This window comes from Paraburkholderia sprentiae WSM5005 (genome assembly GCF_001865575.2).
Lineage (GTDB): Bacteria > Pseudomonadota > Gammaproteobacteria > Burkholderiales > Burkholderiaceae > Paraburkholderia > Paraburkholderia sprentiae.
Window position 1 is genome coordinate 1,186,060 of the sequence record NZ_CP017562.2, and the last position, 13,979, is coordinate 1,200,038.

The 13,979-nt window shown below is 65.2% G+C and carries 12 protein-coding genes; 2 read left to right on the forward strand and 10 right to left on the reverse strand.

The window, feature by feature from the left end; genetic code table 11:
- Positions 1 to 7 precede the first annotated feature (7 nt).
- On the reverse strand, positions 8 to 649 hold the full coding sequence (locus BJG93_RS22190; protein ID WP_027196386.1) for a glutathione S-transferase family protein: 642 nt from the start codon (positions 647 to 649) through the stop codon (positions 8 to 10).
- Between the two features lie 109 nt (positions 650 to 758).
- Between BJG93_RS22190 and BJG93_RS22195 the strand changes: the two genes are divergently transcribed.
- Both BJG93_RS22195 and purU read left to right on the forward strand, forming a co-directional pair.
- The gene (locus tag BJG93_RS22195; protein WP_027196387.1) at positions 759 to 1,673 is read left to right on the forward strand and encodes a LysR family transcriptional regulator; all 915 of its coding nucleotides are present in this window, start codon (positions 759 to 761) and stop codon (positions 1,671 to 1,673) included.
- A 146-nt stretch (positions 1,674 to 1,819) separates the two neighbouring features.
- Entirely contained in the window at positions 1,820 to 2,695 is an 876-nt protein-coding gene (gene purU, locus BJG93_RS22200; protein ID WP_027196388.1) for a formyltetrahydrofolate deformylase, read from the forward strand.
- A gap of 58 nt (positions 2,696 to 2,753) precedes the next feature.
- On the opposite strand, the gene BJG93_RS22205 is transcribed toward purU, so the two are convergent.
- The 9 genes from BJG93_RS22205 to BJG93_RS22245 form a co-directional block, all read right to left on the reverse strand.
- The gene (locus BJG93_RS22205; RefSeq protein ID WP_027196389.1) at positions 2,754 to 3,611 is read right to left on the reverse strand and encodes a glycine betaine ABC transporter substrate-binding protein; all 858 of its coding nucleotides are present in this window, start codon (positions 3,609 to 3,611) and stop codon (positions 2,754 to 2,756) included.
- A gap of 180 nt (positions 3,612 to 3,791) precedes the next feature.
- Positions 3,792 to 4,973: a hybrid-cluster NAD(P)-dependent oxidoreductase gene (locus tag BJG93_RS22210; RefSeq protein WP_027196390.1), complete on the reverse strand. Its 1,182-nt coding sequence runs from the start codon at positions 4,971 to 4,973 to the stop codon at positions 3,792 to 3,794.
- A gap of 34 nt (positions 4,974 to 5,007) precedes the next feature.
- Complete coding sequence (locus BJG93_RS22215) at positions 5,008 to 6,294, reverse strand: aromatic ring-hydroxylating oxygenase subunit alpha (RefSeq protein ID WP_027196391.1); 1,287 nt, start codon at positions 6,292 to 6,294, stop codon at positions 5,008 to 5,010.
- A gap of 73 nt (positions 6,295 to 6,367) precedes the next feature.
- Complete coding sequence (locus BJG93_RS22220) at positions 6,368 to 7,147, reverse strand: drug:proton antiporter (protein WP_027196392.1); 780 nt, start codon at positions 7,145 to 7,147, stop codon at positions 6,368 to 6,370.
- Entirely contained in the window at positions 7,144 to 8,337 is a 1,194-nt protein-coding gene (locus BJG93_RS22225) for an electron transfer flavoprotein subunit alpha/FixB family protein (protein WP_027196393.1), read from the reverse strand. Before BJG93_RS22225 ends, BJG93_RS22220 begins: the two co-directional genes overlap by 4 nt.
- A 7-nt stretch (positions 8,338 to 8,344) precedes the next feature.
- On the reverse strand, positions 8,345 to 10,261 hold the full coding sequence (locus BJG93_RS22230) for a (Fe-S)-binding protein (RefSeq protein WP_027196394.1): 1,917 nt from the start codon (positions 10,259 to 10,261) through the stop codon (positions 8,345 to 8,347).
- 2 nt (positions 10,262 to 10,263) lie between these two features.
- Positions 10,264 to 12,327 carry an NADH:flavin oxidoreductase gene (locus tag BJG93_RS22235; protein WP_027196395.1) on the reverse strand — a complete coding sequence of 688 codons (2,064 nt, stop codon included), beginning with the start codon at positions 12,325 to 12,327 and terminating at the stop codon, positions 10,264 to 10,266.
- A gap of 79 nt (positions 12,328 to 12,406) precedes the next feature.
- Complete coding sequence (locus BJG93_RS22240) at positions 12,407 to 12,946, reverse strand: DUF5943 domain-containing protein (protein ID WP_027196396.1); 540 nt, start codon at positions 12,944 to 12,946, stop codon at positions 12,407 to 12,409.
- A gap of 44 nt (positions 12,947 to 12,990) precedes the next feature.
- Positions 12,991 to 13,962 carry a dipeptidase gene (locus BJG93_RS22245; protein ID WP_027196397.1) on the reverse strand — a complete coding sequence of 324 codons (972 nt, stop codon included), beginning with the start codon at positions 13,960 to 13,962 and terminating at the stop codon, positions 12,991 to 12,993.
- Positions 13,963 to 13,979 lie beyond the last annotated feature (17 nt).

Consider the following 13,979-nt stretch of genomic DNA (forward strand, 5'->3'; position numbering starts at 1 on the left):
ACGGGTATCACACCGCCAGCAACCCAGCCTTCGTCGACGGCATCGCGATGAAGCGCGGCAATGCCTCGACTCGACGCAGCCACGCGCGAATGTTCGGATACGGTTGCAACGACACGCCGCCCTCGGGCGCATGAGCGATATACGTGTGCGCGGCGATATCGGCGATCGTCGCGTGGGTGCCTGCCACGAACTGCTTGCCGGCCAGCTCCGCGTCGATCACGTCGAACAGCTTGACGGCGATCTTCTTCGCGCGCTCGTGATCGAGCGGCGCGCCGAATACGGTAACGAGTCGCGCCGCGCACGGCCCGTATGCGATCTGGCCGGCCGCGAGCGACAGCCAGCGCTGCACCGCCGCGGCGCCGGGCGGATCGTCCGGGAGCCACGACGCGTCGCCATAGCGCTTCGCCAGATAGACGAGAATCGCGTTCGAATCGAACAGTGTGAGCTCGCCGTCCTGAATCGTCGGCACCTGGCCGAACGGGTTCAGCGCGAGGTACTCGGGTTTGCGGTTGTCGCCAGCCTTCATGTTCAGCTCGATGAGCTCGAACGGCAGATCGAGCAGCGTCAGAAACAGCTTCACGCGATGACCGTGGCCCGAAAGCGGCGTCGTGTAGAGCTTGATAGGCTGGGCGGGTCTGGCGGCAGGCATGGAGGACTCCGGATGCGTTGAATGACACGTCGAGCATAAGACGTAGGCACTGTCGCGCGGAAGCCCGATAATCCGGGAAACACAGTCAAGCGAGAATGGACAATCGATCATGCCCGATGTGCGCAACGTGAACCTGAACCGCCTCGCGATCTTCGTCGCGGTGATCGACGCCGGCTCGTTGAGCGCCGCGGCGACCCGGCTCGGACTCGCCAAGACGATGGTCAGCACGCACATGCAGCGGCTCGAGGCTGAGGTCGGCGCGAGCCTGCTCGTGCGCACCACCCGGCGGCTCGGTGTGACCGAGGCGGGCCGCACGTTCTACGAGGCGAGCGTGAAGATTCTGCGCGCCACCGAGGACGCGCTCAACGCGCTCGGCGGCGAAAAATCGCCGGTGCGCGGCACGCTGCGCGTCAGTGCGCCGAACGACTATGGCACGCTCGTCGTCGCGCCCGCGCTGGTCGAATTGCGCCGCACGCATCCGCAGCTCGACATCGAGCTGCTGAGCAGCGACCGCTACGTCGATCTGATTGCCGAGGGCATCGACGTCGCGATCCGGCTGGGTCGTCTCGCGGATTCCAACTATCGCGCGGTGAAGCTCGGCAGCTTCGTCAAGTGGCTGGTCGCGAGTCCCGAATTCGTGCAGACGTGGGGCATGCCGGACACGCCGTGCGCGTTGCAGGCGCTGCCTTATTGCGCGTTGTCGGTGCTGCCTCATCCGTTGATGCTCGATCTGCGGCACGTCGACGGCAAAACCGCGAGTGTGCGCTGCGCATCCGCGTTGCGCGTCAACACGGCCGATGCCTGCCGCGCGGCGACGCTAGCGGGCGGCGGCATCGGTCTGTTGACCGACTTTTCGATCGCGGCCGACGTTGCCGCGGGACGGCTGATCCGGCTGCTGCCCGAATGGACCAGCGCACCCGCGAGCATCCAGGCCGTGTTTCCGCCGACGAGTCACCCGCCAGCGAAAGTGCGTGCATTGATCGACACGCTCAAACGAAGGCTCCCAGCGTCCCCCGCCGACTAGAACGAGCGCTGGCCGGCCGGTCCATTGGCGTTCCCATTCCAGCCCTACGGCGGTTAGCTTCTATCCGCGCAAGCGCCCGATTTGCTCTACTGCGACGATGCGCGCCGCGCCCCGCGGCATCGCCTGATCGTCCATGTGGAGAGTTTATGTCCGCCATTTCACGCCCTGCTCAAGGCGTTCTCACCGTCGCGTGTCCGAGCGCCGCGGGCCAGGTTGCCGCCGTCGCTGGCTTTCTCGAACGGCATCGATGCTACGTCGACGAGCTCACCGTATTCGACGACGAACTCAGCGAGCGCTTTTTCGTGCGCTGCGTGTTTCACCACGTCGATCGCGACGACGCGCTGCAGATCGCCATGCTGAAGCAGGAATTCACGCCGATCGCCGAACGCTTCAGAATGATCTGGGCGATCCACGATCTGTCGAGCCGGCCGAAAGTGCTGATCATGGTGTCCAAACTCGAACACTGTCTCGCCGATCTGCTGTTTCGCTGGCGCATGGGCGAGCTGAAGATGGACATCGTCGGCATCGGCTCGAATCACCGCGACCTCGAACCGCTCGCGCGGCAGCACGGCCTGCCGTTTCATCACCTACCGATGACGGCAGATACCAAACCGCAACAGGAAGCCCAACTGCTCGACCTGTTCGACTCGTCCGGCGCGGAGCTGCTGATCCTCGCGCGCTACATGCAGATCCTGTCGGCCGAAACGAGCCGGGCGCTCGCCGCGCGCGCGATCAATATCCACCATTCGTTCCTACCCGGTTTCAAAGGGGCGAGGCCGTACCATCAGGCCCATGCGCGCGGCGTCAAGGTGATCGGCGCCACCGCGCACTTCGTGACCGACGATCTCGACGAAGGTCCGATCATCGAGCAGGAGGTCGAACGGGTCGATCACTCGTACAGCGCCGAACGACTACTGACGACCGGACGCGACGTCGAATGCATCACGCTCGCGCGCGCGGTGAAGGCGTTCGTCGAACGGCGCGTGTTCATCAACGGCGAGCGCACCGTGGTGCTGCGGTAAACAGAAAAACGCCGCTAACAAGCGGCGTTTTTCATGTGCTGCGCCGACGCTTGCCGGCTTACTTCACCCAGCTATCCACTCGATCCGAATGCGCGCTGATCCACGCGTCGGCGGCGGCAACCGGTTTTTCGCCATTCTGCGTGGCCAGCATCACCGCGTCGATCTCGCCGGGCTTCCATTGGAACTTCTTCAGGAACGCGACCACCGTCGGCGCTTTTTTCTCGAGCTCGGGATTTATCACACTATCCACGTGCTCCGCTTCACCGAATACCTTTTTCGGATCGTCAAGGAATTTCAGCTTGTACTTCGCGAACATCCAGTGCGGCTTCCAGCCGGTGACGATGATCGGTTTGCTGGCCGCCTCCGAGCGCGCCAGTTCGGCCGTCATCGCGCTGCCGGAACTCGGCATCAACTGATAGTCGAGCCCGTAGGCCTTGATCGCCTCGCTGGTTTTCTGCATCACGCCAGCGCCAGCGTCGATGCCGACGATACGCGCGCCGAATTCCGACTTCTTCGCCTGCAGATCGCCGACGCTCTTCACGTCCGCACTGTCCGGCACGATCAGACCGATCTTCGCGTCGTTGAAGTTCGGCCCGAGGTCGACCACCTTGTCCTTGAAGTTGTTCCAGTACGCGCCGTGCGTGACCGGCAGCCACGCGGACAGCGTCGCGTCGAGATCGCCGCGCGCGACGCCCTGCCACATCACACCGGCGGCCACCGGCACCAGTTGCACCTGATAGCCGAGGCGTTTCTCGATCACCTGGGCGGCGACGTTCGACGTCGCAACGCTATCGTCCCAGCCCTCCACGTACCCGATCTTGATGGTCGGCTTCGAATCGGCCGACACACCCGCACTGCCCGCCGCCAGCATCACACCCAACGCGCTTGCCACCACCATCTTTCCGATCAGTCTCATCGCCGTTCTCCCGTTGATCCATTTGCCCATTGACGCGTATGCCATCGAACCGCTCATCGCGCATTTAGAATCGCCAACCAGAATTGCCGGGTAGCGTTGTTTTGCGACATGCAGTTGTCCGCAGGCGACTTCCACGCACATCCACCGGTGTTTGCCGTGTTGGTGTGCTTATCAGTCGTATTACTTATCGACGACCAGATCGGTCAGCGGCTTGCTACAGCACAGCAGCACCATGCCTTGATCGATCTCGCGCTGACGGATACCGCCCGCGTGCTTCATCGCCACTTCGCCGGACACGAGCTTCACCTTGCAGGTGCCGCACATGCCTTGCGTGCATGACGCCGGCAGCCGCACGCCCGCCTGCTTCGCCGCATCGAGCACATGCTGGCCGCCGCCGCACTCGATCTCACGATGACTGCGCGTAAAGCTCACCTTGAACCGCGTTGCCGTTTCGACCGGGGCGGGCGTATCCGGCGGCGTATCGGCGATATGCGGCTCGGCCAATTGCGGGGCCACGTCGACCACGGTCTCGAAGGAAAAGCTTTCCTCGTGATAGTGCTGACGATCGAAGCCGCCTTCGTCGAGCAGATTGCGCACCGCCTGCATGTACGGCGCGGGGCCGCAGGTGAAAATCTCGCGCTCCAGAAAATCCGGCGCAATCAGCTTTAGCAACGGCAGCGTCAGAAAGCCGGTGATGCCAGGCCAATTGGTGCGCGTGCCCACGCGCTCGCAGACGAACGCGGTACGGAAATGCGCCTGATTCGCGGCGATCAGATCGAGCTCGCGAGCGAAGATGATGTCGTCCGGCGTGCGCGCGCTATGCACGAAGACGATATCGCTGTCCTCGCCGAGTTCATGGTGCGCGCGGCTCATCGACATCAACGGCGTAATGCCGGAGCCCGCCGACAAAAACAGGAACTTGCGCGCCGGGTACCGCGCGCAGGTGAATTCGCCGGCGGGCCCCAGCACACGCACCTGCATGCCCGCATGCAGATGATCGTGCAGCCAGTTGGATACGGGGCCGCCCGGCACCCGCTTCACGGTAATCGAAATCGTATGCGGCCGCGTGGGCGGTGAAGAGATCGTATAGCAGCGATTGACCCGCTCCCCGTCGATCTCCAACTCCAGCGTGATGAACTGCCCCGGCTCGAATACGAACGCCCGACCGGATGGCGCGCGGAAGAAGAAGCTCTTCACGTCGTGCGTTTCGTTGCGGACCTGGCAGCACTCCAGCGTGTCGTCGGCGTCGCTGTTCCAGCGCGCGGGCAGCGCGTCCCAGAAGCGCGGCTGCGTGACGCGGCTCGGCGCGTCGCTTGAATTCCGCTCGATGTCCAGATGAAACATGGCCTGATCGCGCATCATGGTTGTCCCCCCGCTCCTCATTGCGGTGTTGCGCTCAGCGCGCGAACGACACGACTTTCTCGTCGTGCGATGCCTGCGGTTTTGCGTCGTGATCCGCGAGACGGCCGATATACCACTCGCAGAACTTTTCGACGAGCCCCTCGGTGAACGGCGAGTACGGACCCGGCTGATACGCGCTGCTCGTTACGCCGCGCTGCGAATATTCGACGAGCGTGCGATCCTGGTCGTTCGTCGCACGCCACACGGCGGTCAGATTGTCGACGTCGTAGTCGATGCCTTCGCGCGCGTCCTTATGCACGAGCCACTTGGTGCGCACCAGCGTTTTGCCGGCCGACAGCGGAATCGCCGAGAAACTGACGATATGGTCGCTCATGAAGTGATGCCACGAATTCGGCTGGGTCCAGAACGACAGGCCGCCGAGATCCGCATGCTTGAAACCGCCGAGCAGTTTCTTCGAGGCGATCTTCGCGTCGAGCGTCTGCGATTCGCCGTCGCGATCGAGCGGCAGACGTTGCGTACGGAACCCGGTGACGAGATCGGCGAGCCGCTCGATTTCCGCCGACGGCAACTGCATCGCCTCCCACTGCGCGGTGCGACGAGCCACTGTCGCCTCGAACGCAGCCATGCCCTCCTCGTTCGCGGGCGTGCGCTGATAACCGAAGCCGTATTCGTACAGCGAGACGGTGAGCTCGGGATGGTTCGCGACGCAGTGATAGCACTCGCGATTGTTCTCCATCGTCAGCTTCCAGTTGCCCTCCTCGATGATGTCGATCGACGCGGCGATCTTGCAGCCGGCCAGATCGTGCGGCAACAGGTACGGCTCCATCGCGGCGCGCATCACGGAAAAATCGGCGGGCGGCTGCTCCGCGAGGCAGATGAAAATCAGCCCGGCGAGGTTCTCGACGTGCACCGCTTTCAGGCTATGTTTGCAGCGGTCGAACTGATCGCCCATGTGTTCGGCGAACATCAGCTCGCCATCGAGGCCGTACGTCCAGCTGTGATACGGACAGACGATATTGCCGAGTGAGCCCTTGCCGGTATTGCACAGACGCGCGCCGCGATGGCGGCATACGTTATGAAACGCGCGCACCCGCATGTCATCGTCGCGCACGATCAGGATCGAATCGTCGCCGATTTCGACTGTCACATAGTCGCCCGGCTCGGGCACGTCGGGCTCGACCGCGACCTGAATCCAGTGCTGGCGGAAGATCGCATCGATGTCGAGCGAGAAGATGTCCTCGCTCGTATAGAACGGCGCTTCCAGCGTGTAATTCTGCTTGCGGCGTTCGATCATTGCGCGAACGTCTGCGGAAACTTTCATGGTGTGCTCCGTTGCGTGTCACGTCTGGCGCCGCGCCAGGCCCTCCTGGTCGCATGCTGGCCCGAACCGGAATTCAGTAATCCACCAGTTGATGCTCGCGCAAATACGCGAGGATCACTTGTGCTTTTTCGACGGAACTCCCTTCAATTACGACGCTGCCGCCGCGGCTCTCGGTCGTCGTCGCCGACAGCATGCGCGCGTGGCCCGAGCGCTTTTCGGCGGCGGCGAGGCGCACCGGTTTCGCGGTGGCGGGGCCAACGGTCCATGCGGACGGCTCGCCAGCGGTAGCGGGCCCGGCGCCGGCGAGCGGCGCGGCGACGCACTCGATCGTGCCTTCGCGCAGCCGCGCATACGCGTACGACGTCGCGGCGTTCGCGAGCGGATGCACGGCGATCAACGCGGGCAGCCGCACTTCGACGCGCCGTCGCAGGCCCTTCGGCATGAACTGCCGGACCTGCGCGCAACCGTCGCGCAGAGCCAGATCGACGGCGGCGCCGACCAGCGGCACGGCCAGCGCATGCGCGACGCGATACGGCAGCATGCCGCTATCGAAGCCGCCTTCGGCGCGCGTGCCGGTTAGCACCAGCTCGTAGCCGCGCAAACGCGCGGCGAGTTGCGGCGCGGGATCGGCGTCGGGCGGCATCTCGAGCACGTCGACCGAACGCGCGCCGAGCGCCAGATACTCGTTCAACGCGGCGTTCGACGGATCGCCCGCGTGCAGCACGTCGAGCCTCGCGCCGCTCGTTGCGGCGAGCGACAGCGCCAGCGTCAACGCGACCGCGTCGTTGCGGCTGTAGCGTGCGACGCCGCTGACCGGATGACGTCCGACCGAAACCAGCACGGCGATCTTCATGCGAGCACTCCTTCGGCAAGCTTGCCCGGCTGCGACAGCGTGGCCGGGGTGGCGCGCGCGCCGCGCGCCGCGGCCGCCGCCTGGTTGAGCGCCGCGATGGTTTCCTGCGCGTCCGCGATCACGGTCAGATCCGCGCGCTTGGCGATCGGCGCGCTCGCGTCGAGATTCACGGCGATCACGTGGCGGCAATCCTTGATGCCCTGCAGATGCTGCACCGCGCCCGAAATGCCGAACGCGATATAAACGCTCGCCTCGACGGTCTTGCCGGTCGCGCCGATCTGCTTGTCGCGTGTGAACTTGCCGTCGTCCACGGCGACCCGGCTCGCGCCGATCGCCGCGCCGAGGGTCGTCGCGAGCCGCTCGAAGGCAGGTACGTCGCTCACGCCGTTGCCGGCCGATACGATGAAATCCGCCTCCTCCAGCGCAACCTGTGCCGCGTCGATTTCGTCGATGCCGAGATCGCGTATCGCGCGTTGTGCGTTCGCGGCTTCTGCGTCACCGTCAAAGCGCCACGCGACCCGCTCGCCTGCGCCGACGAACGGCAGCTTCGGATCGACCGCATGCGGCGCAAGCAGCACGACTTCGGGCAGCGCGCGGCTGGCGCGCGCCGTATTCGCGCGAATCTGGGTAGATACGTGTGTGGCATCGATCTCGACGACGTGCGTCGCGACGCTTGCGTCGGCCGCCGCCGCATAACGGCGGCCGAGCTCGCCGTCGCCGGTCGCGTTGTCGGGCAGAAAGACATGGGCTGGCGCGTAGGCCGCGACGCATGCCGCCAGCGCGTTCAGTTCATCGTCCGGCGCGTACGTGCGCCGATCGAACATCGGCAATTCGATCAGCTTGTCCGCGCCGAGCGCGGCGGCATCGCCGGTGAATTCGCCGAATACGAGCAGCACGACCTCGGTGCGCGCGTCCGCAATCAGCGCGGCGGCGGCAAGCGTCTGACGCGCGTGTTCATCGAGCGCGCCGCGATCCGCGTGCGCCGCGACCAGCAGCACATGGTGCGGCGTGGCCGTGGTGCGGCGCGGCTTCGGCTGTTCGCCGTGCGCGGCGTGACGCGCGTCGGCTCGCGACGCATTCCCCGCATCGGCCGCGCCGACCTCGCCAACGACACCGAGCGTGATGCGCCTGCGTCCTTGTGCCGTCACCGTGAACGGCCGGCGCGGATCGATTCGTTTGAGCGTATTCATCATCGCGTTACTCCAGCGCCGCGGCGACCAGTTCGGCCACGTCCAGCACTTCCGGTCGCGGCCCCACTACCCCTTCGAGCATCGCCGTGCAATTCGGGCAGCCGACTGCGACGATCTCGGCGCCGCTCGCGCGCGCATCGTCGATACGGATGTCGGGGATGCGCCGCTTGCCCGGGATATCGGTCAACGGTGCGCCGCCACCGCCACCGCAGCAGCGTCCGCGCAGGCCGTGACGCTCCATCTCGACGACCTTGATGCCGATGCTCTTCAGCACGCGGCGCGGCGCTTCGGTCTCGCCGTTGTAACGGCCCAGATAGCACGGGTCGTGATACGTGATGTTGCGCTCCGCGACGGCGGCGGCCGCGCGCGGCGACAGCTTGCCGCTCGCGATCAGTGCGTCGATCAACGCGGTGTGATGCTGCACCTCATAGAAGCCGCCGAGCGCGCGATATTCGTTGCGCAGGCTATGCAGCACGTGGGGATCGGCCGTGACGATGCGCGCGAACGAGTACTGCGCGAGCGTACCGATCAGCCTACGGGCCAATTGCTGGAACGTCGCTTCGTCGCCGAGCCGCCGCGCGGTGTCGCCGGTATCGGTTTCGACGCCGCCCAGCACCGCGTAATCGACGCCCGCGCGGTTCAGCACCTTGACGAGCGCGCGCAGCGTGCGCTGATAGCGCATGTCGAACGCGCCTTCGCCGGCGATCAGCAGCACGTCCACGTGGCGGCCCGGCTGCGCGACCTGCACCTGCAGATCGACGGCCCAGTCGTAACGCGCGCCGATGTCGTAGCCGTTGACGCTGCCGGTTTCACGCAGATTCGCGAGCGTCGCCGGCCCTTTGCCCGGCACGCGGCCTTCGACGAGCGTCTGATTGCGGCGCATGTCCACGATCGCGTCGACGTGCTCGATCAGCATCGGGCACTCCTGCACGCAGGCGCGGCAGGTCGTGCAGGACCACAGCGTGTCCGCTTCGATCAGACTGGAGATCAGCGGCTTGCCTGGCGCGCCCGCGTGCTTGCCGAGCGGAATGCCGGGCGTCGGGCTGCCTGCGTACTGCGCGTCGGTGCCGCCGACCATGCCGGTCACCAGATCCTGAATCAGCTTCTTCGGGTTCAGCGGCTGACCCGCCGCGAACGCGGGGCACGCCGCTTCGCATTTGCCGCATTGCACGCAGGCGTCGAAGCTGAGCAACTGGTTCCAGCGGAATTCGACCGGTTTGCCGACGCCGTATTCCTTCGCGTCGAGCAGCGGCGCTTTCAGCGCGGTGGGCGGCACCGCGTCGCGAGCGGCGGCAAAACCGGCAAAACGCTCCTGACGCGGATGAAACGCGAGGTGCAGCAGACCGGCCAACGCATGTTTCATCGGACCGCCGCGCGCCGCGCCGAATGTCATCGTGAACGCGCCCGCCGCGATCAGCAGCGCGACCAGCACGGCGAGCGCGCCGGACATCGCCGCCGCCGGCAGCGCGACGAACAGCGCGAGACCGAGCGCGAACCCGCCGAGCAGCAGCGGCAACTGATCCCATGGTCCGCGCGACAAACGCGCCGGCACCGTCTTCGCGCCATGCCGGCGGCGCCAGACGAACACCGTGCCGATCAGCATCACCAGCGCGGCGACGAAGATCAGCTTGTCGAGCCACGGCGAGTAGAGCGCGAGGCCGTAGTTGACGAACACGAGCGCCATCGCGAGCAGCGCGCCCCCCGCCGTGGCCACGTGCGTGCGGGCGATGTACGGATCGCGCGCGACCACGTGATGCAGGTCGACGAAGTAGCGCTTAGGGATCGCGAGCAGATTGGTCCAGCCATAGGCGCCCGCGGGGCTCGCGCGGCCCTCGCGCCAGTACGCGGCGCGGCGTGCCAGCGCGAACGCGAGACCGGCCACCGACACCCACAGCAGGATGGTGATGACAAACACGGGGCTCATCGTCAGAAATCCTTGCAAAGGCGCAGCGCGTCGTAGATCGCGCCGTGAATGTTGTGCATCGAGATGCAGTCGCCGACCCGGAACAGCAGGAAGCGGCCGTCGCCGAGCGGCTCGTCCAGACACGGCTGCGGCTCGGACGCGAACAGCTTGTGCACGTCGAGCTGGCCGCGATTGACCGATTCCGGCTTCAGCTTCCAGTACAGCTGATCGTTCGGCGTACTGCCGTTTTCGATCACCACCTGATCGACCACGCGCTCTTCCTGCTCCTCGGTGTACTCGTTGCGGATCACGGCGATCTTCTTGCCGTCTTCCTCGTACACCTGGTCGAGCCAGTAGTTGGGCGTATGGATCACGCCTTGCGCGTACAGACGGCGATAGAAGATCGGGAACGTGGTGCCGCCGACGTCATCGGCGACCTTCACGTCGGGCGTCACGATCTCCACGTTCGCGCCGCGGCTCGCGATGAAATCGGCGACGCCGGCGCCCGCATGCGTGCTGACGCCGTCGTAGACGAGCACGTTCCTGCCCGGCGCGACCTTGCCGGCGAGCACGTCCCACGCACTGACCGCGAGCCCCGCGTCGACACCCCACGCCGCGACCTGCGACGTGAACGCCGAACCGCCGGTGGCGAGCACGACGATGTCCGGCTTTTCGGCCATAATGACGCGCTCGTCGGCGGCGACACCGAGGCGGCGGTCCACGCCGAGGCGCTTCGTCTCCATGTCGAACCAGCGCACGATGCCCGCCATCTGCTCGCGCTGCGGCGCTTTCGCCGCCAGCATGATCTGGCCGCCCACGTGATCGTTCTTCTCGAACAGCACCACGTCGTGACCGCGCGACTTCGCGACGCGCGCTGCTTCCAGCCCCGCCGGCCCCGCGCCGACCACGACGACCTTGCGCTTCGGCCCGCGCGACTTCGCGATCACGTGCGGCATCGTCGCTTCGCGCGAGGTCGCCGCGTTCTGCACGCACAGCACGTCGAGCCCGTTGTACTGGCGATCGATGCAGTAGTTCGCGCCGACGCATTGCTTGATTTCGTCCTCGCGGCCGTCGCGGATCTTGATGACCATATGCGGATCGGCGATCTGCGCGCGCGTCATGCCGACCAGATCGACCATCCCGCTCGCCAGCAGCCGCTCGGCCTGGCCCGCGTCGCGAATGCTTTGCGCGTGCATCACCGGCACCTTCACGACCTGCTTGATGCCGGCCGCGAGATGCACGAACGGCTCGGGCGGCAGCGCCATCGGCGGCATGCAGTTGGCGAGCGTGTTGTGCGTGTCCGCGCCGGAACCGATCACGCCGAGATAGTCGATCAGGCCGCTCTCGCTCATCGCCTGGGCAATTTCTTTGAGCTGTTCGTGATCGAGCCCGTCTTCATGGAATTCATCGCCGCACATGCGCAGGCCGACGCAGAAGTCGGCGCCCACGGCCGCGCGCACTGCCTGCAACACCTCGACGCCGAAACGCAGGCGGTTTTCGAGCGACCCGCCCCATTCGTCGGTACGGAAGTTGGTGCGCGGGCTCCAGAACTGATCGATCAGATGCTGGTGCGCGGCCGAGATCTCGATGCCGTCCATGCCCGCATCCTTCACGCGCTTCGCGGCCGCCGCGAAGTCGCCGATGATGCGGCGGATCTCTTCGACCTCGATGATCTTCGCGTTGCCGCGATGCACCGGCTCGCGCACGCCCGACGGCGACATCAGATGCGGCCAGTGCTCGCCGTGAAACGCCGAACGGCGTCCCATGTGAGTGGCCTGAATCATGATCTTCGCGCCATGGGCGTGCATCGCTTCGGCGAGCCGCGCGAGCGGATCGACGATCGCGTCGGTGGCGAGATTCACCGATTTCCACCAGCCTTGCGGGCTGTCGATCGACACAGGGCTCGAACCGCCGCACACGGCGAGTCCGACGCCGCCCTTCGCCTTTTCCTCGTAGTAGCGGATATAACGGTCGCCGGGCAGGCCACCCGGCTCGGCATAGACCTCCGCATGCGCGGTGCTGACGATGCGATTGCGCAGCGTCAGCTGGTTCAACGTGAGCGGCTTGAAAAGGTTCGGGTAACGCATCGCGATCGGCCTCGGAATGCTCGGATTGCTCGGATTGCTCGGATTGCTCGGATTGCTCGGATTGCTCGGATTGCTCGGATTAGATTGACGTGAGCGGCGAGACTTCGAACACGCAGTGCTCGTGTCCCTCCGCCGCGCAGCGCGCTTCTTGCGATTGCGACGGCGGTCCCCGGCGCGCACCTTCGGGTGCCGTATCGTTGACCCAGTCCATTGCGCCCGCGAACCAGCCGGCGAACATGTAGCAGAGCTTGCCGGCCTTGCCCGGTTGCGCGAGCACGAACGACGAGTGACGCAACTCGATCCGCGCATGCGAGCTAGCCGGATCGGCTTCGATGATCCTGAACAGCCCCCAGCCGCGCTGCGACAGTCGGTTCAGGTAGTGCTCAAACACCGCCATGCCGGCAAGGCCATGCTGCTTCGCTTCCTTGTCGCACCAGAAATACGCGGACTTGTGCCCGGCCTTGTACAGAATCTCCGCATACGCGTCGTGGCCGAGCGCTTCCTCGACGGCGACGTGGTTGTTCGTGAAGAAATGACGCGGCACGTACAGCATCGGCAGCGCGTCGGTGGTCCAGACGCCGGTGTCGGGATCGACGTCGATGGGCAGTTGGGGTTGCATGAAGAGACTCCGTTTCTATCCGCTATAAAAGGAAAGGGTAACGCTCACACGTTCCAGACTTCGCCGAACACCCGTACCCAGTTCTCACCCATGATCTTGCGGATGCGCGTCTCGCTCCAGCCGGCGCGTTCCATCGCGGCCGTGAGATTCGGAAACTCGCCGATGGTGCGAATGCCTTCGGGATTCACGACCTTGCCGAAGTTCGTCAATTGGCGATAGCGGCCCTTGTCGTGCGTGATCCAGTCGAAGAACTCGGTGCTGTAGCCCTGCGTGAAATCGGTGCCGATCCCCACCTGATCTTCGCCGATCAGATTCACCACGTATTCGATCGCCTCGAGGTAGTCGTCGACGGTCGCATCCGGTCCGCGCTTCAGGAACGGCGCGAACATCGTCACGCCGACGAAGCCGCCCGCGTCCGCGATTTCCTTCAGCTGCTCGTCGGTCTTGTTGCGCGGATGCTCCTTGAGCCCGGATGGGCAGCAGTGCGAATAGCAGACCGGTTTGTTCGACGCCGCGATCGCCTCCGACGACGTCTTGCCGCCCACGTGCGATAGATCGACCATGATGCCGACGCGGTTCATCTCCTGAATCACTTCGCGCCCGTAACCGGACAGACCGCCGTCGCGCTCGTAGCAGCCGGTGCCGACGAGGTTCTGCGTGTTGTAGCAAAGCTGCACCACGTTGACGCCGAGATCCTTGAACGCTTCGATATAGCCGAGGTTGTCCTCGAACGCATGCGCGTTCTGGAAGCCGAAGATGATGCCGGTGCGGTTCTCCTGCTTCGCGCGGAAGATGTCGTCGGTGGTGCGCACCAGCGTAAGAATCTCGCTGTACTCGCGGATCTGCTGCTTCATTTCGGCGATGTTGTCGACGGTCTTCTGAAAGCTCTCCCAGACCGACACCGTGCAGTTCACCGCCGTCACGCCACCCTTGCGCATGTCCTCGAACACCGAGCGCTCGAACTTCGAAATGTTCAGCCCGTCGATGATGATGCTGTTCTCGTGCAATTGGCTCATCGTTCGCTCCACGCGTA